Consider the following 24,013-nt stretch of genomic DNA (forward strand, 5'->3'; position numbering starts at 1 on the left):
AAACAACATCCGTTCCCGAAGTACCCACTTCAGCAAGCAATTTGTCTCAAATGCATTTCGATCCACAGCTCAACATTTTTAACACTGCGTTTACAAAACATTGATTTTGAGATGACATAACGAAACTACAATGAATAAAGAGTTGATGGTGAACAAAAATAAAAGCAAATCACCGTCACTAAATTGGGGGAGGAAAATAAAACATGTTTAAAAAGTTGCCGTTCATTTTGATGACCTTAACGTTCGTACTGGTTCTCGCAGCATGCGGATCGAAAAATGACGCTGGTACAGAGGGTGCCACAGACAATGGATCAGGAGAAACTGCTACTGAACTTAGCGGAAACATTCTGGCTGTTGGATCAACAGCACTGCAACCTCTGGTAGAGCAAGCTGGACAAAAATTTATGGCAGTTGATGAATATAAGAAAGTAACGGTACAAGTGCAAGGCGGCGGTAGTGGTACTGGTTTGACACAAGTATCTGACGGACAAGCTACAATCGGTAACTCTGACGTATTCGCAGAAGAGAAGATTGATGACGCAGCAAAAGTAAGCGAACTGAAAGATCACCAAGTAGCTGTTGTAGCAATTGCACCAGTAAGCAACAAAGATGCAGGTGTTCAAGATTTGACGAAGCAACAACTGATCGACATTTTCTCTGGTAAAATCACAAACTGGAAAGATGTTGGCGGTAAAGATCAAGCCATCGTTATCGTAAACCGTCCTAGCAGCTCCGGTACTCGTGCAACATTCGAGAACTTTGCACTGGGAACAAAAGTTGAAGATATCCAAGGTTCGATTCAGGAAGATTCCTCCGGTACAGTTAAAAAGCTCGTAGCTGAAACGCCAGGCGCAATTGGTTATCTGGCTCTGTCCTACCTGGATGACAGCCTGCAAGTTTTGAAATACGAAGGTGTAGAAGCAACAGTTGAGAACGTTGAAGCAGGAACTTATCCGGTATGGGCTTACGAGCACATGTACACAAAAGGTGACCCGGATGCAGCAACACAAGCATTCCTCGACTACATCCTGAGTGACGAAATTCAACAAAACGACGTGACGGAGCTTGGTTACATCCCAGTATCCGGCATGAAAGTAAAACGTGACGCAGCAGGTACTGTAACTCAATAATCTTTGAACTTGCGCATACAGCGAGAGAGGCGGACCCAGGTCCTGCCTCTTTGCGCGGTTTGCTCTGGAATTATCCCATATTTTGCATGAATTCTACTATAGAAGGATGGTTGTTATGGAACAGACCGAAGGGGGAACGGTAATGAACAACAAGTTGAAACCGCGCCGGCCCTTGAGAGAAAAGCATTATTGGGAAGAGTGGACGGGACGGATCTATACGTCGATTTGTGTCGTTTTCCTGATCGTTGTCATGTTTTCCATCGTTTATTTTGTAGCGTCCAAAGGCTTATCGACCTTTTTCCAGGATGGCGTAAGTTTGCGCGAATTTTTATCCGGCAAAACGTGGAATCCAACGGGGGAACCCGCTGCCTTTGGAGCTTTACCGTTCATTACAGGGTCATTCATAACAACATTTCTTGCTGCTCTGATCGCAAGTCCACTTAGCTTGTGTGCAGCGCTCTTCATGACCGAGATTGTACCGGGTAAAGGTAAAAAAATATTGCAACCTGCGATTGAGCTGCTGTCCGGTATTCCTTCCGTTGTATACGGATTTATCGGTCTCAGTGTTATCGTTCCTTTGTTGCGCAGCATGTTTGGCGGAGCCGGCGTCGGAATTGCAGCCGGATGTTTGGTTCTGTCCGTTATGATTTTGCCTACTGTAACAAGTATTATGGCAGATGCACTGTCTTCACTGCCGAAAGGTCTGCGTGAATCGTCCTATGCATTGGGTGCAACTCGCTGGCAAACAATCTATCGTGTCATTATCCCTACGGTTCTTCCAGCTTTGCTGACAGGTATTGTACTTGGTATGGCTCGCGCATTTGGTGAAGCTCTTGCCGTACAGATGGTTATCGGTAATGCACCGCATGTGCCGACATCCCTGCTCGAATCGGCTTCAACGTTAACGAGTGTAATCACCCTGAGTATGGGTAACACCACAATGGGATCTGTTCATAATAATGCACTGTGGAGTATGGCGCTTGTCCTGCTGGTGATGACCTTTGTCTTCGTCATTCTGGTTCGCCTGCTTGAAAGGAGGAACCGGGTATGAAAATGAAGGCTAAAACAGTAGATAAAGTTGCCACTTCCATTATCGTTGTTCTGGCTCTGTTCATTGTTGTTCTCTTGCTCGGTTTGCTTGGCTTCATTCTGGTACGTGGGATTGGCCAGATTAACTGGCACTTCCTGACCAGCGCACCACAGCTGCTCAAAGGTGGAGGCGGGATTGGACCGCAATTATTCAACTCGATCTTCCTGCTTGTTCTGACCTTGATTATTACCATTCCCCTTGGCTGGGGCGGCGGTATTTATATGGCCGAGTACGCCAAGCCGGGCCGGATTACAAGCTTTATTCGACTGGTTGTCGAAGTGTTATCCTCATTCCCGTCTATCGTCATTGGTTTGTTCGGACTCTTGCTAATTGTTAATACATTTGGTCTCGGATTCTCCCTGTTATCGGGTGCCATGGCCTTGGCTATATTCAATCTTCCACTTATGGTACGGACAACGGAGCAAGCGTTCCGGGCCGTTCCGAAAGAGCAGAAGGAAGCGGGTCTTGCACTCGGATTGTCCAAATGGAAGATTATCACTTCCATTCTGCTGCCTGTTGCATTGCCCAGCTTAATCACGGGTACGATCCTGGCATCGGGCCGGATCTTCGGTGAAGCAGCAGCTCTGATGTTCACAGCGGGTATGAGTAGTCCGCCGCTGGACTTCACGGACTGGAATCCAACGAGTCCAAGATCGCCGATCAATCCATTGCGTCCGGCAGAGACGCTGGCGGTGCACATCTGGAAAGTAAACAGTGAAGGCATTGGCCCAGACTCCAAAGAAGTAGCAGCTGGAGCTTCAGCCGTGCTTGTACTTCTCGTGCTGGCGTTCAATCTGAGTGCACGCTGGATCGGTCGGGTAGTCTACCGCCGAATGACAGCTTCGAAATAAGGAGGAACCAACATGGCCATACCTTTCGGTACGGAACAGTTAAGCATATATTATGGGCATTTTCAGGCTGTGAAGCAGATTAGCCTGACTTTCCCTGAAGCCAGTGTAACAGCCCTCATTGGCCCATCCGGCTGTGGTAAATCCACGTTCCTGCGGTCGTTGAACCGGATGAACGACGAGATTGCCGGTTCCCGTACGGAGGGACATATCTGGATGGACGGCAATGATCTGAATGAGCCGGGTACGGATGTGATCAAACTTCGCCAAAAGATTGGCATGGTGTGGCAGAAGCCCAACCCGTTCCACAAGTCCATCTACAACAATATCGCGTTTGGCCCCCGCTATCGCGGTATCAAGAGTAAGAAGGCACTGGATGAAATTGTGGAAAAAAGCCTGCGTCGCGCTGCACTCTGGGACGAAGTGAAGGACAGACTGAATGAGTCTGCTCTGGCCCTATCAGGTGGACAACAGCAGCGGCTCTGTATCGCTCGCGCGTTGTCGGTGGATCCGCAGATTTTGCTGCTTGATGAGCCGGCATCTGCGCTTGACCCGGTATCTACGGGCAAAGTGGAGGAATTGATCTCGGAGCTCAAGAAAGAGCTGCGGATCGTGATCGTTACCCATAACATGCAGCAGGCGGCACGCATCTCGGATTATACGGCTTATTTTTATCTGGGAAGCATGATTGAACACGGGGATACGGAGCATATTTTCACCAACCCGGACAACCGTCTGACGCAGGAATATATTATGGGACGTTTCGGTTAATTGTTATATTGGATGGAGTAAGAGATAGAGATAGATCTATAGAGATGGAAGGAAGCATAACACCCGGGCGAGACAGTTCGGGGGTTATGCTTTTTTTATGTAATTCTACATATGGAATAGTTTGCCAAAATAAAAACAATCATGCTACGATATTTGTAAGCGCCACCTTTAATTTGATAAGAGAAGGAGATGTGGATCATAACTACCCATAAGATATCCCAAGACATCATGGCAATTGAAATTATTTCGCATTATTCTATAGAAAAGCCATCCGTTTCCTTTATCCGACATAATGAAAATCTAACGTACCAAGTGGTGGATGATGTAACCGGACAGAAGTATTTATTGCGTATACATAAAGCCGCTTTTGCAAGCATGGCGGGCATCCAGCATACACGACCTGCACTGGAAGCGGAGATGAATCTCCTTCATGAATTACGGGCTACCAGCCCATTGCGAGTGCAGACACCTGTACGCAATACATCGGGAGAGTGGGTCACCGTCTGGTTGGACGAAGCGGGAGAAGAGATCTGTTGTACTGTTCTGGAATGGATTGAGGGCAGGGATATCAAACAGGGAGAACGTCTGACGACAGCACAGATTCATGATTTGGGCGTACAGTTGCAGACGCTGCATCAATATGGACGAAGACCAAAGGAAACTCCCAAGCCGCAGGTGGGTTCACAGAAGTCTGAAAGCGGACAGCAGGTGAATGACCGTGAACAGCACATTGGTAAGGCGATGATCCCTGAGTTATATACCGATAGCCCCGCCTTGGATCAAACGGGAGTAAGGCCTGCCTACGGCTCGATCAAAGAGAATCTGGTCATGTTGGAGCAGTTGGAGGAAGGCGTTAGACGTGGCATCTTTACTCCTGAAGATTTCGATCTGATCCGTGAGACGTTTGAGAACATTAACCGGCAACTCGAAACGTATCCTCACACTGCCGAGACTTGGGGAGTGATTCACGCGGATATTACCCGCGGCAATCTGCTGGTGACGGATCAGGGCATATCCATGATTGATTTTTGTTTATACGGTTATGGCTACTATCTCTTTGATGCCGGAGGGGCAGCTACGATTTTCAATCGGGAGGAACGGGATATCTTCCTGTCGGGTTATACGGAGCAGACAGAACCACTGACGAAGCGTGATATTCGGTTAATGGAAGGATTCATGCTAATCTTTACGTTTGGCTATTTCGCATTTCAGATGGAGAATGAGTCAAGGTACGAATGGATGAAAGAGCGAATGCCTCTTATTTGCAGCAAATTTTGCAGACCCTATGTACACAATGAGAGTATCTTCTATGAGTTATAATTTGTGATTTCTGTTGGGTGGGAAGCGCTATGAATAACATTCATGAAAAAAGAGTAGCTTCGAAGATTCCGTCTGGTGGCTGGAAGCATGCCGGATTGCTGCTTGGCGGCGTGGGCATATCCAATCTGGGTGATTTCATATATATTGTGGCGATTAACCTGATGGTGTTGAATATGACACAGTCCCCGGCGGCAGTCGCAGGATTGTGGATTATCTCGCCGATTGCGTCGGTGTGCACGAAGATATGGTCAGGCAGTCTGATCGATCGCTATGATCAGCGACAGTTGATGATTGGTGCCGACATGCTGCGGGCATTGTTGGTAGCGATGCTGCCCCTGATGTCCAGCCTATGGATGATGTATACAGTGATGTTTCTGATCAGTATGTCTTCCTCCATATTTGTCCCTTCCTCTCAGGTGTACATTACCCGGCTGGTACCTGCTGAACGGCGCAAGCGCTTCAACTCCTTGCAAGCCTTAATCAGCTCAGGTGCATTTATTACCGGCCCGGCAGTCGCGGGAGTGATGCTGATTTATTTATCTCCGGCTGCAGCCATTTATGCCAATGCGGTTTCCTTTGCTGCTTCTGCTGTGATTCTATTGTTTCTTCCCAAATTGGGCATTGGAGAACAGAATCAAGGGACGGGAAACAGGCTGACACCTCGGTTGATTGCCCAGGATTGGAGGGCTGTACTGAGCTTTAGCCGGAAGTCGAGCTACGTGGTCGGTATATATGCCCTGTTTCAGATCATTCTGGTGGTCGGCATGTCGCTCGATGCCCAGGAAGTAGTGTTTATCCGTCAGGTGATGAACCTGCCTGAATCGCAGTACGGAGCTTTGATGAGTATCACTGGGATTGGTTATTTGGCAGGTTCCATGCTGGTTTGGCTGTTCGCCAAACATGTGCCGATCCGTCACATGATGGGTGGCGGTGTGCTTCTGGTCGCACTGGGTTATTTACTGTTCGCCCGTTCGTTCTCGTTTGAACTGGCGGCGTTTGCTTTTATTCTGCTCGGTCTGTGCTCGGCACTGGCGAATACGGGCCTGGTTACCTTTTATCAAAATAATATCCCTGTCGATCTGATGGGCCGAGTGAGCAGTATACTTGGACTGGGGTTAAGCGTGCTGCAGGTGGTTTCCATTTTGGTTGCAGGCGTGGTGGCAGAGCAGTTGTCACTTCGTATGGTATATACGGTTGTATCTGGAGTGATGGTGCTTGCAGCGTTGGGATTGTGGGTGACGAGCATGTTTCCTTCCCGAAGCAGGTATTATGATGAACCGGCGAAGCCCAAGGCGATGGTGGGGTGACAGGCAGAAATACGGTAATTCTAGTACAGAATAATGGTTGCCTGAATACCCGAACCGTTCTGTGGATCTTAACATAGATAGTACTAACCACGGATATTGCTCATAGAAAACAAACAAATGTATACGCTTTCTAAATGAAACGCATTAACACATTCATGTGATAAAAGTTTACAAATCGTTGGTTCATCCTGTTTATAAAATGGAAAAAAGTAAATATTCACAAAGAAATCGTTAAGTTTGTTGACACTGATCTTCCGGTCGATTAATCTTAATGAGAAAGTAATAAAAACTTCAATTATCGTTCTGGTACACGATCAGAATGGTTCCATACAAGCGAATGATAGCGAGCGGGAGAGTCCTGGGCATGCCAAGTAAAAAGGCAGCTGTCGGGCACCGAAGGAGCAAGCTGCTACGCACCCGGCGCAGTGGTTAATCTCTCAGGTAAATGTACCATCGTTGGACGCAACTCTGGAGAGTGCGCGATATGCGCCACCCAAGGGGTATATGGTCAAGCAGCACGGTGTGCAGGGGACATTACCTGTGAATACAGGGCATGCATCAATTCGCCGCGCTTCTTATCATGAAACTCTCAGGTATCGAGGACAGAGAGAGGGCCTTAAGGCCTTCTTCTGTCCTTTTTTCATGTCATCATTCAGTAATAAAGGGACATTATGGGTGTAGGTCTGGATGAAAATGACGATTATAAATGGAGGGTTTGCGATGCGTTTTAAAGACGTTTTTTCAATTATTGGTCCGTCCATGACAGGTCCATCAAGTTCACATACGGCTGGAGCAGCAAGATTGGGTCGAATTGCCCGTCAGTGGTTGGGGTGCACGCCTGAACGTGCCCGATTAACGCTGTACGGCTCCTTCGCCGATACGTATCAGGGGCATGGTACGGATCTGGCTTTGATCGGTGGCCTGCTTGATTATGTGACGGATGATCCACGGATTCCGGATGCTGAGCAATATGCAGAGGAAGCGGGTATGGAGGTAGAGTTTTTTACAAGTGGTCTGCCTGCTCCTCATCCTAATACGGTCAAAATTGAGCTGTGGCACGGAGACCGCGAGTGTTCACTAATCGGTGCTTCCATTGGTGGTGGTAGTGTATCGGTACATGCATTGAATGATTTTCGTGTACAGATCAGCGGAGAGTTTCCAACACTTGTGCTGCGCCATTCGGACAAAGCAGGGGTGCTCGCCTCCGTAACCTCCACAATCAGTTCGTCAGGTGTGAACATCGGGTACATGCAAGTGGATCGGAAAGCCCGGGATGGTGAAGCACTGACAGCGATGGAGATGGATGGTGTGCCGAATCCTGAGATGTTAAACCGTCTGCGGTCGCTGGATCATATGCTGGACATTCGCGTGATTGATTTGAAGAGAGGGGTCGAGCCGGATGCGGTTTAAACATCTACATGAACTGAATACCATCTGTACAGCAGAGTCCAAAACCATTGCCGAGCTGATGATCGAAGAGCAGGTTCAGGAGACGAATATCCCGAAAGCGGATGTTGTGCGGCAGATGTCGGATTACTATCAGGTGATGAAGGAAGCTGTGCACAAAGGGCTGACAGAAGATACGACATCACGCAGCGGCTTGACTGGCGGAGACGGTAAAAAAATGGCCGAGTACATTCGTAAAGGCGAGACTTGCTCTGGAGATGCCTCTGCACTAGCCATGGCGTATGCACTATGTGTATCAGAAGTGAATGCATCCATGGGCCGGATCGTAGCGACACCGACTGCCGGTTCTTGCGGCATCATTCCAGGTGTATTTATCAGCTCCCAGGAGCGTTTTGGCTGGAGTGACGAGCATCTGGTGAACGGTCTGTTCTGTGCGGGAGCGATCGGTTATGTCATTGCCAACAATTCATTTATTTCCGGTGCCGAGGGCGGCTGTCAGGCTGAAGTGGGTTCTGCCATCGGCATGGCCGCTGGAGCGATGGTGGAGCTGCGTGGAGGGACGCCGGAGCAAGTGGTTCATGCAGTAGGTCTTGCGTTAAAAAACACATTGGGCCTTATCTGCGATCCCGTCGCAGGCCTCGTGGAAATTCCGTGCATCATCCGTAACGGACTGGGTGCCGTAACCGCGTTGGCTGCGGCCGACATGGCGCTGGCCGGGGTACGAAGTGCCATTCCGTCAGACGAAGTCATTGATGTCATGCTGGAAGTAGGCAGTGCCATGCCAAGCAGGCACCGTGAAACGGCTCAAGGTGGGCTGGCTCAAACACCAACGGGACGGAAAATGATGGAGAAGCTCGCCAAACCGAAGGCAAAGCGTGCAGAGCCTGAGGTTGAAGCGGAGTCTGAGTCCCCTGCTGAAAACAAACCTGAACCCAAGGCATGACAACCATGAACGAACATGAACTGAATTAACTCGGAGTCTGGATCATAAACGTCGATGCTGCTCCCATCTTGATATGAAAGTCGATACGAATTCTTCCTGATGAAGAGGCGTATCGGCTTTTTTTGCTGTTCGAACAAAGAAAAAAATAAATGGGTATTGACGTTTATATATCGATTAGATATATTATTAACTGACATATATCAATATGATATATAAAAAGCTGAGATAACGTAATACAACCTAAGGAGATGAATAAGATGAAACGTGTTTTTCAAACGAGTCTTCTGTTTATGAAAAATGGAGCTACGATTGTCGGCTTGATTACGGCCGTATTATTCCAGGTTTTTTTTAATACCATCTGGCTTAGTGGGTATGATCAGGTTAATGCACGGATGACTCAGCTTGCGGTGACCATTGTGAATGAAGATGGGGCTGAGGCTGAGCCTGTAGCAAAGTCTCTTGCAGCGGGACTTGGTTTTGTGATCAAACCATCCGCATCGATGGAAGAAGCCAGACAGCTGTTAACCGACCGGGATGTATACATGATTATTGAGATTCCATCGGGTTTCATGCAGCAGGCGGGAGATTTATCGCAACCGGTGAAGGTGAAGTATGTGATGAATGAATCCAACGTAGCTACCGTGAAAAGTGTGATGCAGAACGTATCCGCACAAGTTACAGCGACGTTGAATCGTGAAGTACAGCAAAATGGCATTCGTGGAGTGCTGGATCAATCGGGTATGACTGCCGATCAGGCCAATGCGCTGGCGCTGGGGTTATCTTCCCGGGTGGAGGCAGAGGTGGAAATGCTGAACCCAGTTCAAAACTTTGCCTTTTCGATGGTGCCGATGCTGATTGTGACGGCTACGTTTACAGGTGCGATGCTGCTTGGCATGAATCTGCAAAAAGTTTCTGGAGAACTAAGTAGCAAGGCGGGGAAATGGGAGCGCTTCTGGGCACGCAATATCATCAACCTGGGTGCTGCATTTATCGTATCGCTCGTTGGAGCCGGGATGATGCATGTTATGGGTGTATCAGCAGCGGATGGATGGTGGATGTTATGGCTATTTCAGTTGTTGATTACTTTATCTTTTCTATTCGTGGCGCAATTGAGCTTGTTGCTGCTTGGAAATGCGGGGGCATGGTTAAACAGTGCTTTACTGCCTCTGCTGATGTTGTCATCGGGCGCAACCATTCCGCGTGATGTCATGTCTGATTTCTATCAACAGATCGGTAATTATCTACCGGCAACCTATGCAGTGGAGGGCATGATGAATCTGGTGCTTGGCGGCAGCGGGATTAGTCATGATGTTCTGCTTCTGGTGGTGATTGGAGCAGCGACGCTGGTTCTGGGAGCTCTGTGCACATGGATCAAACGCTCAGGTCCTGCACAATCCGGCATTCCTTTAGAATCCAAAGCTGCTGCTGCCCCTGCCGCTCTGGCTGGGAACCTGACTTCGCCTGACCATGGATGACAAACATTCTTCATCCCTTGGGAACTCAATCGCAGATGCCTGCTGATGTTGAACGTATAAGGGAGGATGTGATACGTTAAGAGGAATTGGAAAGGAGCGGTACACCGATGAACACACAGCATGTCATCCTCGGAATACTGCACAATCAGCCATGTTCCGGATATGAGATCAAGCAGTACTTTGAACAATATTTTTCGTTTTTCTTCGATGCGAGCTTTGGCACCATTTATCCCACACTCGCGAAGATGGAAAAGTCAGGGTTGTTGACCAAGGAATCCGTAAGACAAGAAGGGAAACCTGACAAAAATGTGTATACATTAACACCGGAAGGTTCTACGGAGTTCAGTACCTATTTGATGAGTCCCCTGGAAGCCGAAGTGTTCCGTTCTGATTTTCTGATGCGTCTGTATTTCGGAGAGCTGGCAGATGAAGATACCGTCACAGGGTGGGTCCGGGCGGAGCTGAATCGTAAAGAATTGCTGTATGCCGAGCTGCAGCGCCAGATGAAGCAACTTGGAGAACAAATATCGCCTTCACAGCGTTTATGTATGCAAGTAGGACTTGTGCAATATGAGGCCACGATTCAATTGCTCAAGCAGCAGTTATCCACGCCACAGTAAATTTCATTCGTAATCGTGAAATGAATTGATCGGATCATCCATCCATAACGCAGAACAAGCGCTCTACAGAACCATCACAGGTCTGCGAGCGCTTATTTGCGTTGCTCTCAATGTAGCAAATTCCAAGCCCATAACAACATCAAGCTGCTACACGATATCTGTGCTGAGTACAGCATATCCATATGCGGGCAGCTCAACGGCCAGGATTCCCTTTTCCTTGGCTGTTCGATAATTCTCCCCAAATAACTCCGTCCAATCCCCGGCGCCCGCCTCCAGCTCGACGATAGCCGTTTCTTCCGAACGATTGAACAGGATCAGAATTCGTTCCTTATCATCCTGTCGTTCCATTACAAGCTGGCTTCCGCCTTCACGGGCTTGCAGGAAACGTATGCTGCCTTCCGCACGCAGGGCAGGATGGGCATGGCGAATTGCAATCAGCTTCTGATAAAAGGTGAACAGCTCGCGATCCTGCTTTGCCTCATCCCACTCCATGCATTTTCGACAACCGGGATCTTGATCGCCGTCCAGTCCAATCTCGTCCCCATAATAGATGCACGGGGCACCCATATAACTGAATTGGAACAGCGCAGCCAGTTTCATCTTCCGCTGGTCGCCCTCACATAAGGTGAGCAGTCGTGGTGTATCATGACTGTCCAGCAGATTGAACGCCACTTCGCTGGCTTGCAGCGGATAGCGGGATAGCTGTCGACCGATGGAGTTCGCGAATTGGTCAGCGTACATGTCACCTTTTACAAAAAAACGATTCACGGCTTCCGTAAACGGATAGTTCATCGAGGCATCGAACTGGTCGCCTTGCAGCCAGGAGGAGGACTCATTCCATACCTCACCCAAGATATAGGCATCCGGATTTGCAGCCTTGACCACCTTGCGGAAATCTTGCCAGAATGCATTATCCACTTCATCCGCGACATCCAGCCGCCAGCCATCCGTGCCTACTTCCTTGATCCAGTACTCGGCGACCTCCAGCAGATACGCCTTCACTTCAGGATTTTCCGTATTCAGCTTCGGCATATGAGCCTCGAAGCCAAATGTTTCATAGGTAGGAATGCCATCCTTCACATCCAGCGGGAATTCATGCACATGGAACCAATCCTTATATTTGGACTTCTCCCCGTACTTTTGCACATCGACAAACGGCGCAAACGTCTTCCCGGAATGATTGAACACCGCATCCAGCAACACCCGGATTCCGCGTTTATGGCATAGTTCAACTAGCCTTTTGACCGTATCTGCATCTCCAAAATGCCGATCTACTCGCAGGTAATCTTCGGTATCGTACTTATGATTGGTCGTTGCCTCGAAGATGGGTGTGAAATAAATGGCGTTAATGCCCAACTCTTCAAGGTAATCGAGATGGTCGATGACGCCCTGAAGATCACCGCCAAAGAAGTTAAACGGGGTTGGCTCGCCACCCCAGGGTTCCACATGTTCAGGATCGAGCTCCGGGTTGCCATTGGCAAAGCGTTCAGGGAAGATCTGATAGAAAATCGCATCCTTTACCCATGCAGGCGGTGTGAATACAGCTCCAGGATGGATGTACGGAAACTGGAACATTTGACCGGGATCGTCGGGTTCATGCTCCTGGAAATCCGTTTCGGTCATCCAAATCTGTTCGGAACCATTTTTCAGCAAAAAAGAATACTTCAGCCGATGATACGGAGGCTTTACTTCCCCCTCATAGTAATCGAACATGGAATCGGATGTGAATTTGGTTAAAGGAATCAACTCTTTGGTACGTTCCCAAGCGTATTTGTCCCCGGTCAGGGCATGTACCTCGGTGAGATCATTCTTTTTGGCACGCAGACGCAGACGAATGGTATCCTTATCGTAGGCGTAGGCCCAATTCCGTTTCGGTTGATGATAGATGGCTTCCAGCAGCATGTTGAATTTCCTCCCGTCGTATACAATATGTAGTATGTCAGTAAGTCCCAGCATTCGATGCATGAATTATGCGAAGCGGTTGATTAAGGTATAATTTAAAATAAAGGACATCCAAAGTTGTATGCTAATCAGCTCGTACATTTTATACAAACAATATACTTGATTATGTTTCAGATATTATTAACCCAAAGGGTGCAGAAAGGAAACGAATACGCGCATGAAAACGAAGTTGTTATATATTGAAGACGATACCGAAATTGCCACATGGGTCAGGGATGACCTGGAGGAGCGAGGTTATGAAGTGGTATGGCTCGCAAGTGGCGAAGGCGCGGCTGAAGCAGCCGGGGGCTGCTCGTTGATTATTCTGGATGTCATGCTGCCGGGATTGGACGGATTTACGGTGGGTCAGCGACTCAAAAAGGAACATCCTACCGTTCCCGTTGTGATGCTCTCAGCCAGGACGTCCATTGATGACAAGCTGCATGGGCTTGATTTTGCTGATGATTATGTAACCAAGCCGTTCCATCCGGATGAACTTGCTGCGCGGATTGAAGTCCAGCTTCGGAAGGCAGGGACTGCGATCTCAGCCGATACCGTGGTGAAGCTGGATCACCTGTCCATTTACGAGAAGGATAACCGAATCGTGAATGAGGAGACGGGAGAAGAAATTATTTTATCGGGGAAACAGTTTCATATCTTCGCTTATCTGCTCAGGCATATGGGTATGATTCGGACCAAAGAGCAGATCTACGAAGCCGTTTGGAACGAGCCTTACCTGGACGGGGACAAGACATTAATGGTACATATTCGTCATCTGCGCGAGAAGCTGGAGCGTGATCCGGCGAACCCTACGATCATCCAGACCGTTCGTGGTGTAGGGTACCGCGTGAAGAAGCCATGATGAGGCAGTCCGGCATGCGAGGAACACAGGAGAAAGGAAGAGGAAAGGAACGGCATTTCGCGGGAAAACGCAAGCTTCGTTTCGGTCGGTCCCTGATGTCCCGTTATATTATCCTCATTCTGTGTGCGGTTTTGTTTGTTCCGGTCGTCCTTCCGATTGTATCCGTGATTTATGTGGTGGTGGTGAATCAATCGAATAATGGCAATACAGCACCTTATGGAGACTCCACCCATATTAGTAACCTCTGGTCACAGGCTGCGAAGAAGCTGGATGGGGCGACTCCGGCAGCAATAGATAAACGCATGGAGCAGCTGCACCATAAGTATCCTCTATCTTCCATGTACCGTGTGGATCAGAACGGGAAAACAGTCTTTATTTTGCCTGGCGAAGGGGTAGTTGTATCCGAGTCTTCATCTAATAATACGACAATAACGACGTTAAAATGGACGTTGGACGATCTGAAAACAGAAAAGACGCAAATTCCTGCACAATGGAATGTGTCCCAGACGCTGCAATTTATGAAGGAGGCATTCTATCGCGATCCCCTGACTGTAATTGCTTTTGTGGGAGGAAACAGCAAGGACAAGGGACAAGGTTTCATGGTCATTGAGGTGCCCCGTACGCTATTGCAGAAACCGCAGAATAACTGGCCTATGGAGCTTCTGTATTTGGGTGCATTGATGATGATCATCTTTTTGTTCTTCATCGTCATGTCGATCCTGTTCTTCGCGCGGATTCGCAAGCGGCTCATCCGGTTGCAGACGGCGATGATGACCTCGGGCAAGGAGGGCATTCCACTTCCGGTTGATATTCGCAGATTTGATGAGATTGGACAGCTGGAAGAATCATTCAACCAGATGGTGCATCAGCTAACGGACAGCCGTCACCGGGAACAGGAGGAAGAGCAGCTGCGCAAACGTCTCATTGCCGGGCTCTCCCATGATCTGCGTACACCCCTGACTGTCATTCGTGGACATATGCATGCTCTGCATAAAGAAGCGCTTAGTGACAAGGGCGTTAGTTCATTGGGACGCATGGAGGCAAAGATGGAAGACCTGGGCGGACTCATCGACAACATGTTATCGTACAATTTGCTTACTAGCGGGAAGTACACCTTGAAACTGGAAGAAAGGGATATACTCCGTATTGTCAGGGAAGCGGCAGCAGCGTGGTATCCCGTTTGGGAGAAAGAACAATTCGACATCGATATTGATTTGCCGGATGAACCTCTGATGTGGCAGGTAGATGAGCAGGGAATGCGTCGGATTCTCGATAATCTGTTCCAGAACGTGATCCGCTATGCAACGGAAGGAAGATACATTGGTATATCCACTGAGCAGATTCAGGGACGAACCGCTCTGGTCATCCGGGATCAGGGTCCGGGCATGCAGCATGAATCGGAAACGAAAGGAACAGGACTTGGCCTCTCGATTGTGGATCTGCTCGTTCGTGAGATGGGATTGCGCAAGAAGGTGGATAGTTCCGAGGCAGGTGTGCGGGTGTATATTTACAATGGAACGGTTACGGGAAGTGAATTGAAATAACATTTTTTTAAACTAAACTTAAACTTCAGCCGACTTCAGCTTTAACCTTGGAAGGTTACGATGATATCCGAGGTGATTAACAGTGAGTGATAATATTATTCAAACCGCTAACTTATGGAAAACATACCGGGACCGTGCGGCGGTCCGTGAACTTGATCTGCATATTAAAAAGGGAGACATCTACGGCTTCCTTGGTCCCAACGGCGCTGGTAAAACAACAACCATTCGCATGCTTCTTGGCTTAATCAAGCCGACCAAAGGTGTCATCCGTATATTCGACAAGGATATCCGCAAGGATCGCATGGACATTCTGCGACGTGTAGGGTCATTGGTTGAATATCCGTCTTATTATGGACATCTGAACGCGGTGGAGAATCTGGAAACCTTGCGCCGGATATTGGATGTACCCAAATCGAGGATTGCCGAAGTGCTCTCCATCGTTGACTTGACCCGGGATGCCAAGCGTTCCGTAAAAGGTTATTCGCTTGGCATGAAACAGCGCCTGGGTATTGCGAGTGCCCTGTTGGGCCAGCCGGATCTGCTGATTTTGGACGAGCCGACGAACGGACTCGATCCGGCAGGCATTCAGGAGATCCGGGAGTTAATCAAACGCATGCCGCTGGAACACGGCATCACCGTACTGGTGTCCAGCCATTTGCTGAGTGAAGTGGAACAGATGGCGAGCCGGGTCGGCATTATCCGTGAGGGGAAGATGGTCCTTCAGGATACGATCGCTAATCTGCACAGCCAGACGGGTAGCTCCATTCGGCTGACGGTCTCCGAGCCGGAAGAGGCGATGAAGCTGGCAAGAGAGCAGGGACAATTCGGTCAACGTGAAGGCGCGGCGCTCACGTTTCCGTATATGGATAATAGCGCGATTGCACTGCTGGTTCGTCGATTGGTTGAGCAGGACCATGCGGTCTATCGTGTGGAAGAGCACCGTCAATCCTTAGAGGACTTGTTCATGCGGGTCATCGGTGAGGGGGCAACGGTATGACGGGCCGTGCGTTATCGTCCGACTGGCTCAAAATTCGTGGCAAAGGCATCTGGTTTCTCGTTTTTCTGGCGCCTATTGGTCTCACGGTCATGCAGGCTCTGAACTTCGGGTTGCGTTTGGACTACCTGAAAGAACTGTATGGAGGGAATCTGTGGGAGAGTTTGCTGGAGAATGTAGTTGTGTTTGTACCGCTTGCGTTGATGCTGGGGGCGACGATTCTCAGCTCGATGATCGCAAATGTTGAACATGAACAGGGCTCATGGAAGCAGCTGCTGGCGATACCGATTACCAGACCTGCGGTATACCTGGCCAAATTTCTGCTCGCTTGTATGCTTCTTATCATCTCCTGTTTGTTATTAACTACGGGAATTGTTGGTCTAGGACTGGTGCTTGGATTCGACGCTGGAGCGATTCCCTGGTCACAGGCAATCAAGCTGGGGTTGCTGCCACTGGCTGGTGCGCTTCCGGTGTTATCGCTGGAGCTGTGGCTTACCATGGTAAACAAAAATCAGGCTCTTCCTGTTACGCTTGGTATTGTACTCGCTGTAATGGGCATGTTCGCACTTAGTATCTCACCGAACTTTCCGCTCGCTTGGGCACAGATGGCTTGGAGCAGCTCGAAGCCTTTCCTGTATGCAGGTATGGGTGTGGGTTCGGGTCTCCTGATCATGTTGCTGGGTATGATGCACTTTAGCCGGAAGGATGTGGCTTAAGATGAGTTTTGCGACGAGCTATTTCCGAATCCTGTCCTCTGAACGCCTCAAAATGGGCAAATCTCCTGTCTGGCTTCTAGTTCTGCTGAGTCCGTTAATTGCTTTGCTTATTGGGCTGCTGTCCACTCCTTCAGGTCAATGGAGTGTACTTATGGGCACGATGGTCTTTCTGCATGGTTTGTTATTGCTGCCAATCCTGACCGGTGTATTTACCTCTTTCGTCTGTCGCTTTGAGCATGCGGGGGGAGGATGGAAGCAAATGCTGGTTTTGCCACTTACCCGAACAGGTGTATATGCAGGCAAGCTGACCATCGTGATTTTGCTTCTGGCAGGCACACAATTATTATTGCTGGGGTCTATTCTGCTGGCAGGTACGATCCAGGGTATGACGGACCCTGTTCCATGGGGATTCCTTACAGGCAAGCTGCTGCTGGGGTTATTTGCTTGTGTGCCACTCGCAGCTCTCCAGATGTTCGTTTCCTTGGTATGGAGCAGCTTTGCCGCTCCGCTGGCATTGAATTTTGCGTTGACCGTACCTAATATTCTGATTATCAACTCGAAGACCTTCGGCCCGTATTATCCTTGGGCGCAGCCCATGATCCTCATGACACCGATAGAAGGCGGAGGCTTCGGAGCATACAATGTTCCGCTTGGGACGCTGCTGGCGGTCGTTGGAGGCAGTGCAGTTCTCTTCATTTTAATCGGAGTTTTTTATTTTAGAAAAAAAGAAATTTGATCCACCTTTTTCAAGGCTGATCGTCGTTAAATAAAGATCCCCATCAACACCGTACGCGGAAAAAAAACGTATGGCGTCGATGGGGATCTATTCATTTTAATTTTAAAATATCAAATTTTTAAATGATGAGATTGTAAGCAAATTTGACCTGGAATCTGATAAAATAAAAAAAGCTGTTTCTAGGGAGGCTTTCATGGTTATTCGAGGGTAGGCCCATTTCGCCGAAAATTATATTTTTTGGTTGTTAGATGAAGATATAGGCTGAGAAAAGAGGGGTAAGCCTTGGATATTAATAAAACGGAAACCCTAAAGCGCGTTATTTCTGATGGAAGTTATTACCAATCGCTGTTTTTTAATCACCCGGATGCCATATATGTGATGGACATCCATGGAAATCATATTGACGCCAATCCCTCGTTTGAGCGGATATCAGGATATAAAATTGAAGATCTGATCGGAATAAGTCGTGATCGGATCTGTCCTCCGGAAAGTGATCGCCTGAGGAATAAATACATTGGCGAGGTGTTGTCTGGGCGTTCCGTCAATGATTCAATGGCTTTTTACCATAAAGATGGTTCTGTTAAACATGCGGAGATTACGTATATTCCCATTACAGTGGGAGAAGAAGTTGTGGGAATATACGGAATTGCCAAAGATGTTACTGAAGTTGTGGCAGTTGAACGGAAGCTGCAAGAGACACAGGAGAAATATCAGGTGCTGGCTGATCATGCCCAAGACCTGATCACGACCTGCTCAATAGATGGGAAGCTGTTGTACGTATCGCCATCCGTGTATACGTTACTGGGGTATAGACCGGAGGAAGTCACAGGCAAATCTTTCAAGGATTATTGTTACCCTGGAGATTATCCTGACCCGATGGAACTGTCCATGATTGGTAATGGTTGCAAAATGCGAGTGCTGCACAAGAAAGGGCATTATGTCTGGATGGAGACTCTGGCAAAGCCTGTGGCTGGGGATGAGGGCGAGAGTACGCAGATCGTGAGCATTAGTCGGGATATTACCCAGCATAAAGATGCGGAGAGACGGCTTCGAGAGAGTCGTCAGCGTTACAAATCTCTGTTCGAGCATAATCCGGCTGCGGTGTATTCGCTGAGTCTCGAAGGTAAGTATACTGCCGTAAATCGCAATTTGGTCAAAATGCTGAATATTCCCCGAAGCAAGCTGATCGGGCAGTCTTTTCTTTCGAACCTGGACCCATGCGAGGTACACAGCGGACAGGCTTATTTTGAACTGGTGAAGCAGGGCAAGCCCCAACACTATGAGTCTCGAATCGTGAATTCCAGTGGCAGGAAGGTGGATGTATCCATCATTAATGTTCCCATCATTGTGGATCAGGAACTCGTGGGGGTTTACGGGATTCTGTCGGATATTACGGAGCGTAAGGACTATACGGAACAGATTCAGGAGCTTAGCAAACAGCATGCCCTGATCCTCAACTCGGTTACAGAGGGCATCTATGGATTGGACGCAGATGGCATCACCAGGTTTATGAATCCAGCTGCTGCTTCCATGTTCGGCTACGAAGCGGAAGAGTTTGTCGGCAAAAGCTCGCATCCCATTATTCATCATTCACGTGCAGACGGTAGCTATTTTCCAAAAAAAGAATGTCCCATTCATATGACCGTGATGGACGGGAAGTGTCGTACAGTGAAGGAGGATGTGTTCTGGCGCAAAGACGGAACCAGCTTTCTGGTGGAATACCAGGTTACACCGATTATCGATGAGGGTCAGATTCGTGGTGCCGTTATCGTGTTCAATGATGTGACTGGTGATCGCGAAATTGTACGCGCCAAGGAAACGGCTGAACTCGCGGCTCAGGCGAAGTCGGAATTCCTGTCCATGGTCAGTCATGAAATTCGTACACCGATGAATGGAATTGTAGGCATGACTGAATTGCTGATCGGCACGGATTTATCGGACGAACAGCGGGAATACGCTGAGATCATTCGTGAGAGCGGCGATGCCCTATTAAATATTTTGAATGACATCCTTGATTTCAGTAAATTGGAGTCCGGGAAAATGGCTCTGGCCTACGAACCGTTCTCGCTGCGCATCATGCTGGAACAGGTTGCGGAGCTTTTCTCCCCTAGAGCGGAAGAGAAGAAGCTGAAGATCCGATATCGCCTCAATCCCGATATTCCTGAATATATGGTCGGGGATGTGATGCGTATTCAGCAAATACTCGTTAATCTGGTGAGTAATGCCTTAAAGTTTACGGATCATGGGAGCATCGATGTTACGGTGGATATTATTCGCGGCAATAGACCGGAAGCGAGTGTACTGGATTTTGCGGTGAAGGATACGGGAATCGGTATTCCAGAAGATAAGCTGGATCAGCTGTTCCAGTCCTTCTCTCAACTGCATCCTGTGATTAACCGCAAATATGGCGGGACAGGCCTTGGATTGGTCATTTCGAAGCGGCTTGTGGAGATTATGGGAGGCAGTATCAGTGTGGAGAGTAAAGATGGAGAGGGATCAACCTTCCGCTTCGCTGTGCCTGCCACAAGTGTAGATGCGACCGCAGAGGCAGAGCAATCTGCACGTCAATTTAGTCATGACCGCACACGCCAGGGAGATAAAGTGGCGATGCGTATTCTGGTTGCCGAGGATCATCCAGTAAATCGAAAGATTTTAACAGAGTATCTGGAGAAGCTCGGTTATCAGGCGGATGTATGCGCAAATGGAGTCGAGGCTATTGAAGCTATTTCGCAAAATGCCTATGATATTGTCCTGATGGATCTTCAGATGCCTGTTATGGATGGACTGAAAGCGACAGACCTTGTACACCGATTAATCCCGCAGGAGCGGATTCCGGCTATTATAGCGGTAACCGGAAATGCCAAACGGGAAGACAAGGAAGCTTGCCTGGAGTTGGGCATGCGTGACTTTATAAGCAAACCGATCATGCTGAGCGAACTAAAGCGGGTATTGCAGCAATGGGGGCCGGCAGATGAACCTCAGCTTGCACCAAGCTGAGCCGTCGTCTGATCCAATGAACGACGAACACAAAATACGCCAATAACCTCCTATCCTATCAAGGAGCGTCATTGGCGTATTTATATTGTATGGTTACCTGGTTATAAACGTCTTCAAATGAAGGGACAGGTCATACCAGGGTAAGGCGATTGATGCTGCCTGACAAAACCTCACAGGACCGCTCGAATTTCTCACGTTCAGTTGCATCCAGATTCAATTCAATAATCTCCTGAATCCCATCCCCACCAATAATGGCCGGGACACCTGCACAGACGTTGCTCTGTCCATACTCTCCCTCAAGGATTGCGGAGACTGCAATGATTTTGTGTTCATCATTGAGGATCGAACGGGTAATATGCGCGAGGGCGTTACCGATTCCGAATTGGGTGGACCCTTTGCGAGTGAAAATTTCCCATCCGGCATCTTTCGTTTTGCGGGCGATATCCTCCAGATCCAGATGTTTAAAGCGTTCCTTGTGCTGTTCCATGATGTGCATAATCGGTTTGCCTCCAATGGTGACATGCGACCATGCCACGAACTGGGATTCCCCATGCTCTCCGAGAGCATATCCGTGCACGCTGCGTGGATCGATGGAGAAGACCTCTGACAGCAGTGTTTTGAGGCGGGATGAATCAATAGATGTACCTGTACCGATCACTCGTTCACGCGGAAGGCCAGACAACTTCCATACCATATAAGTTACTATGTCAACCGGATTGGCCGCGATGACAAAAATCCCCCGGAATCCACTGTCCATAATGGGAACAACGATATCCTTGGCAATGGACTCCGCTTCCTCCAGAATGTCCAGACGAGTCTGTCCTGGCTTCGGATTCGCTCCGGCAGTCAGTACAATGACGTCCATGCTGCCGCAATCTGCATAAGTGCCAGCATATACCTTCGTGCGGTTATGTGTGAAGTCCATGCAATGAGAAAAATCCAGCGCCTGTGCAACAGCACGGTCATACGTCCGGTCAACCATCATAATTTCTCTGCATATCGATTGATTAATCATGGAATACGCACAACTTGAACCGACAAGTCCCGCCCCGATCACCGCTACTTTACCTGATTTGCCTAACACTGCCGTTCAGCCCCCGTTTACATTTGATTTATCCGTTCTTCATGGTACTTATGTTAAGTATAGTCCTTTTTTTTATGGCAACTATTGCTTCTACGTTACATAAGATAACACATGGAAAAGCTGTGCAGCAATGATTTCCTCTGTCGCGGGAGCGTATTGGAGCGACGGAGTTAACAAAATTGACATGAATATTTCCATTTCATAAAAAATGACGGCGTTTGCACCAACGAATTTCGACATGACAGCATTCGTGATCCTTGTCGGATGAAGGGTTATTTTTACGAATGAGCCATCTGACAAAAGTTCTTATGAATCCGCAGAAACAGAAGAAAAGCGTCAAAGGGATCCGCAAGGAGGCCGACGAATACATACGGACAAGCAAATGAAACATGCGTACTTGATCCATGAGACAGGTTGACCCGATCCGATGACAGTTCCAGAAGGGAACGCTGAAGCCACTACCTTGTATTCAAAAAGACTTCATTCCGGGAGGGAATAATAATGATTGAAGAAGCAGGAGCAACGACGGAAACGGCCAAGAGCCTGGGCATTGGTGCCAGTACTCTTCGTAAATATGCGGCAGCACTTGAGGAACAGGGATACCGATTCGAACGTTCAGCCAACAAGTCCAGGTTGTTCAAATCAGACGATATTGAGTGCATCGAACGCCTGATGACAGAACTTAGGGAGCATAACCTGCCACTTGCAGACGCTGTGGTGACCGTACTGACTCCAAACGTGCCTGTGATGGCAATGGAGGATGCTTTGGGGGCGGAGTGTGCGGCAACAGTGATGCCCGCAATATTTCCTGAGGAACCTGAACCAACAGGTACTCTGAGATCCTATGAAGGTTTGGGGCAGCTGGTGAGTGAAGTGACGTTCGGCGCTGTAGAACAGCAGGATGACCAGGTCCAGCTGCTGCAGCACCGGGTTGACGAACTGGAGTTAACGCTGCAGCATCTGGCGGACACCCATCTTGCTCTCCAGGAGCAGATGGAGAAGCAGCGCCTGTGGATGAATGAGAAGCTGGAAGAGGAGCGGGACCGTGAACTGGTCACCAATCTGCGCAGCTTCCAGGGAAGAAAACGCAAACCCAAAGGAACGTCGCTCCGAATGTTGTTCGGGCTGCTGCCGAAAAAGCATAAAGAAGCCTAAGGACAAGGTCCAACCTCGTCGTGATTTTGCGCAGATCGCTTGATATAATGAGCCCATACAACAACAAGAAGAAGACTGGCTGCTGATCTGCTCTGCACAACCGGAGAACAGGGAGAAATCAGATGGCTGGCGTGGGAGGATCTGTGGAGCTGCGACGAAGCTGGCAAAGACTGCTCGGACTATGGACTGATCGTCCCCGGCGGGAAGGTACGGAGATCGCCGGACGATATACGATAAATGGATTGCTCGGCATGGGAAGCTATGGACTGACATATCGGTGTACAGATGAACATACCGGCAAGGATGTGGCTTTAAAAGAATCCAAACCCAGCAAGGGCAGACTCGCTGCACGCCTGCTGGACAGGGAGGCGGATGTGATGAATCGGATGGATCATCCAGCCATCCCTGAGTTGCTGGATGTGTTCACATACCGGGCCCGCAGTTACATCGTCACCGAGTACATCCTTGGGGAGACACTGGAACAGCGCATATTCGATCAAGGTCTCAAATATACGGAACGGCAATGCCTGGAGCTGGCAAGACAACTGCTGGCTCCCATTGTGCATGTTCATGAGCAGGGATTTATTCATGGGGATGTGCGTATTCCGAACGTCATTTTACGTAACGGGCAGGTGCATTTGATTGATTTTGGCCTGGCGCGGCGCATGGGGGAGCCGTTGTTGCCTGAGCTGAAACGCCGGATGCGTGAATTGCCCGAACCAGAGGATGAACTGGCTGCACCTGATCAGGATTTGCAGGATCTCGGTCATTTTCTTTTGTTCATGCTGTATTCATCTTATGAGCCGGACAAGGGTCGAAAACCAGCCAGCTGGCAGGAAGAACTCAAGCTCACGCCGGAAGTTCACGATATGCTGGAACGACTTCTTGGACTCCGTCCAGGATACGAAGGCGGGGCACCGGAATTACAGGCGGATATTGAGCGTGTGCTGATGAAATTGCGATGATCAATCCAAAAATAAGGGGTGATTTGCTAACCGTGAGGACGGTTGCAGATCACCCCTTTCAATACATATACGGATTAAGCGCCAGTCTAGGCTGGTATGAACACTTCT

20 protein-coding genes and 2 riboswitches are annotated in these 24,013 nt (G+C 48.8%); of the genes, 18 read left to right on the plus strand and 2 right to left on the minus strand.

The window, feature by feature from the left end:
* The first annotated feature begins 203 nt into the window (after positions 1 to 203).
* The 10 genes from QP794_RS22865 to QP794_RS22910 all read left to right on the plus strand — a co-directional run bounded on the left by QP794_RS22865 (position 204) and on the right by QP794_RS22910 (position 10,911).
* A complete protein-coding gene (locus QP794_RS22865) occupies positions 204 to 1,130 on the plus strand; it encodes a phosphate ABC transporter substrate-binding protein (RefSeq protein ID WP_094938143.1) in 927 nt (308 codons plus the stop codon).
* Positions 1,131 to 1,272: 142 nt separating this feature from the next.
* The gene (pstC, locus tag QP794_RS22870) at positions 1,273 to 2,181 is read left to right on the plus strand and encodes a phosphate ABC transporter permease subunit PstC (protein WP_094938148.1); all 909 of its coding nucleotides are present in this window, start codon (positions 1,273 to 1,275) and stop codon (positions 2,179 to 2,181) included.
* A 2-nt stretch (positions 2,182 to 2,183) separates the two neighbouring features.
* Positions 2,184 to 3,071: a phosphate ABC transporter permease PstA gene (gene pstA, locus QP794_RS22875; protein ID WP_024632234.1), complete on the plus strand. Its 888-nt coding sequence runs from the start codon at positions 2,184 to 2,186 to the stop codon at positions 3,069 to 3,071.
* 12 nt (positions 3,072 to 3,083) lie between these two features.
* A complete protein-coding gene (gene pstB / locus QP794_RS22880) occupies positions 3,084 to 3,839 on the plus strand; it encodes a phosphate ABC transporter ATP-binding protein PstB (protein WP_024632233.1) in 756 nt (251 codons plus the stop codon).
* Positions 3,840 to 4,067: 228 nt separating this feature from the next.
* The gene (locus QP794_RS22885) at positions 4,068 to 5,159 is read left to right on the plus strand and encodes a phosphotransferase enzyme family protein (RefSeq protein ID WP_285079035.1); all 1,092 of its coding nucleotides are present in this window, start codon (positions 4,068 to 4,070) and stop codon (positions 5,157 to 5,159) included.
* 29 nt (positions 5,160 to 5,188) lie between these two features.
* Complete coding sequence (locus QP794_RS22890) at positions 5,189 to 6,466, plus strand: MFS transporter (protein ID WP_285079036.1); 1,278 nt, start codon at positions 5,189 to 5,191, stop codon at positions 6,464 to 6,466.
* Between the two features lie 338 nt (positions 6,467 to 6,804).
* Positions 6,805 to 6,928: riboswitch (glycine riboswitch) on the plus strand.
* 4 nt (positions 6,929 to 6,932) lie between these two features.
* Positions 6,933 to 7,074, plus strand: a riboswitch (glycine riboswitch).
* Positions 7,075 to 7,186: 112 nt separating this feature from the next.
* Positions 7,187 to 7,876, plus strand: coding sequence for an L-serine ammonia-lyase, iron-sulfur-dependent subunit beta (gene sdaAB / locus QP794_RS22895; protein ID WP_024632230.1), 690 nt, complete (start codon positions 7,187 to 7,189; stop codon positions 7,874 to 7,876).
* Positions 7,866 to 8,816, plus strand: a complete 951-nt coding sequence (gene sdaAA, locus QP794_RS22900; RefSeq protein WP_024632229.1) for an L-serine ammonia-lyase, iron-sulfur-dependent, subunit alpha — start codon at positions 7,866 to 7,868, stop codon at positions 8,814 to 8,816. The genes sdaAB and sdaAA overlap by 11 nt, the downstream gene beginning before the upstream one ends.
* A gap of 257 nt (positions 8,817 to 9,073) precedes the next feature.
* Positions 9,074 to 10,291: a YhgE/Pip domain-containing protein gene (locus QP794_RS22905; RefSeq protein ID WP_285079037.1), complete on the plus strand. Its 1,218-nt coding sequence runs from the start codon at positions 9,074 to 9,076 to the stop codon at positions 10,289 to 10,291.
* Positions 10,292 to 10,398: 107 nt separating this feature from the next.
* Positions 10,399 to 10,911, plus strand: coding sequence for a PadR family transcriptional regulator (locus QP794_RS22910; RefSeq protein ID WP_285079038.1), 513 nt, complete (start codon positions 10,399 to 10,401; stop codon positions 10,909 to 10,911).
* A gap of 147 nt (positions 10,912 to 11,058) precedes the next feature.
* Here the strand turns inward: QP794_RS22910 and QP794_RS22915 are convergent, their stop codons facing one another.
* Complete coding sequence (locus QP794_RS22915) at positions 11,059 to 12,813, minus strand: alpha-glycosidase (protein ID WP_285079039.1); 1,755 nt, start codon at positions 12,811 to 12,813, stop codon at positions 11,059 to 11,061.
* A 217-nt stretch (positions 12,814 to 13,030) separates the two neighbouring features.
* Here QP794_RS22915 and QP794_RS22920 point away from each other — a divergent pair, with 217 nt between their 5' ends.
* The 6 genes from QP794_RS22920 to QP794_RS22945 all read left to right on the plus strand — a co-directional run bounded on the left by QP794_RS22920 (position 13,031) and on the right by QP794_RS22945 (position 20,701).
* Positions 13,031 to 13,714, plus strand: coding sequence for a response regulator transcription factor (locus QP794_RS22920; protein WP_079348744.1), 684 nt, complete (start codon positions 13,031 to 13,033; stop codon positions 13,712 to 13,714).
* Between the two features lie 14 nt (positions 13,715 to 13,728).
* A complete protein-coding gene (locus QP794_RS22925; protein WP_285079040.1) occupies positions 13,729 to 15,258 on the plus strand; it encodes a HAMP domain-containing sensor histidine kinase in 1,530 nt (509 codons plus the stop codon).
* Between the two features lie 82 nt (positions 15,259 to 15,340).
* Positions 15,341 to 16,255 (plus strand): ABC transporter ATP-binding protein, encoded by a 915-nt coding sequence (locus QP794_RS22930; protein ID WP_024632223.1) that lies wholly within the window; start codon positions 15,341 to 15,343, stop codon positions 16,253 to 16,255.
* Complete coding sequence (locus QP794_RS22935; protein ID WP_285079041.1) at positions 16,252 to 16,968, plus strand: ABC transporter permease; 717 nt, start codon at positions 16,252 to 16,254, stop codon at positions 16,966 to 16,968. Before QP794_RS22930 ends, QP794_RS22935 begins: the two co-directional genes overlap by 4 nt.
* Before the next feature lies 1 nt (position 16,969).
* Positions 16,970 to 17,704, plus strand: a complete 735-nt coding sequence (locus QP794_RS22940) for an ABC transporter permease (protein ID WP_285079042.1) — start codon at positions 16,970 to 16,972, stop codon at positions 17,702 to 17,704.
* 282 nt (positions 17,705 to 17,986) lie between these two features.
* Positions 17,987 to 20,701: a PAS domain S-box protein gene (locus QP794_RS22945; RefSeq protein ID WP_285079043.1), complete on the plus strand. Its 2,715-nt coding sequence runs from the start codon at positions 17,987 to 17,989 to the stop codon at positions 20,699 to 20,701.
* 130 nt (positions 20,702 to 20,831) lie between these two features.
* On the opposite strand, the gene QP794_RS22950 is transcribed toward QP794_RS22945, so the two are convergent.
* Positions 20,832 to 21,785 carry an L-lactate dehydrogenase gene (locus QP794_RS22950; RefSeq protein WP_285079044.1) on the minus strand — a complete coding sequence of 318 codons (954 nt, stop codon included), beginning with the start codon at positions 21,783 to 21,785 and terminating at the stop codon, positions 20,832 to 20,834.
* A gap of 501 nt (positions 21,786 to 22,286) precedes the next feature.
* Between QP794_RS22950 and QP794_RS22955 the strand changes: the two genes are divergently transcribed.
* On the plus strand, positions 22,287 to 22,940 hold the full coding sequence (locus QP794_RS22955; RefSeq protein ID WP_285079045.1) for a MerR family transcriptional regulator: 654 nt from the start codon (positions 22,287 to 22,289) through the stop codon (positions 22,938 to 22,940).
* Positions 22,941 to 23,062: 122 nt separating this feature from the next.
* Positions 23,063 to 23,905 carry a serine/threonine protein kinase gene (locus QP794_RS22960; RefSeq protein ID WP_285079047.1) on the plus strand — a complete coding sequence of 281 codons (843 nt, stop codon included), beginning with the start codon at positions 23,063 to 23,065 and terminating at the stop codon, positions 23,903 to 23,905.
* Positions 23,906 to 24,013: the final 108 nt, after the last annotated feature.

Source organism: Paenibacillus sp. UMB7766-LJ446, from assembly GCF_030226665.1.
Taxonomy (GTDB): domain Bacteria; phylum Bacillota; class Bacilli; order Paenibacillales; family Paenibacillaceae; genus Paenibacillus; species Paenibacillus vandeheii.

Excerpts from the sequence above, each read along its gene's own strand:
- sdaAB (WP_024632230.1), top strand. The coding sequence starts at position 7,187 with ATGCGTTTTAAAGACGTTTTTTCAATTATTGGTCCGTCCATGACAGGT.
- sdaAA (WP_024632229.1), top strand. The coding sequence starts at position 7,866 with ATGCGGTTTAAACATCTACATGAACTGAATACCATCTGTACAGCAGAG.
- QP794_RS22925 (WP_285079040.1), top strand. The coding sequence starts at position 13,729 with ATGCGAGGAACACAGGAGAAAGGAAGAGGAAAGGAACGGCATTTCGCG.
- QP794_RS22955 (WP_285079045.1), top strand. The coding sequence starts at position 22,287 with ATGATTGAAGAAGCAGGAGCAACGACGGAAACGGCCAAGAGCCTGGGC.
- QP794_RS22890 (WP_285079036.1), top strand. The coding sequence starts at position 5,189 with ATGAATAACATTCATGAAAAAAGAGTAGCTTCGAAGATTCCGTCTGGT.
- QP794_RS22885 (WP_285079035.1), top strand. The coding sequence starts at position 4,068 with ATGGCAATTGAAATTATTTCGCATTATTCTATAGAAAAGCCATCCGTT.
- pstC (WP_094938148.1), top strand. The coding sequence starts at position 1,273 with ATGAACAACAAGTTGAAACCGCGCCGGCCCTTGAGAGAAAAGCATTAT.
- QP794_RS22865 (WP_094938143.1), top strand. The coding sequence starts at position 204 with ATGTTTAAAAAGTTGCCGTTCATTTTGATGACCTTAACGTTCGTACTG.
- pstB (WP_024632233.1), top strand. The coding sequence starts at position 3,084 with ATGGCCATACCTTTCGGTACGGAACAGTTAAGCATATATTATGGGCAT.
- QP794_RS22915 (WP_285079039.1), bottom strand. The coding sequence starts at position 12,813 with ATGCTGCTGGAAGCCATCTATCATCAACCGAAACGGAATTGGGCCTAC.
- QP794_RS22905 (WP_285079037.1), top strand. The coding sequence starts at position 9,074 with ATGAAACGTGTTTTTCAAACGAGTCTTCTGTTTATGAAAAATGGAGCT.
- QP794_RS22910 (WP_285079038.1), top strand. The coding sequence starts at position 10,399 with ATGAACACACAGCATGTCATCCTCGGAATACTGCACAATCAGCCATGT.
- QP794_RS22960 (WP_285079047.1), top strand. The coding sequence starts at position 23,063 with ATGGCTGGCGTGGGAGGATCTGTGGAGCTGCGACGAAGCTGGCAAAGA.
- QP794_RS22920 (WP_079348744.1), top strand. The coding sequence starts at position 13,031 with ATGAAAACGAAGTTGTTATATATTGAAGACGATACCGAAATTGCCACA.
- QP794_RS22935 (WP_285079041.1), top strand. The coding sequence starts at position 16,252 with ATGACGGGCCGTGCGTTATCGTCCGACTGGCTCAAAATTCGTGGCAAA.
- QP794_RS22940 (WP_285079042.1), top strand. The coding sequence starts at position 16,970 with ATGAGTTTTGCGACGAGCTATTTCCGAATCCTGTCCTCTGAACGCCTC.
- pstA (WP_024632234.1), top strand. The coding sequence starts at position 2,184 with ATGAAGGCTAAAACAGTAGATAAAGTTGCCACTTCCATTATCGTTGTT.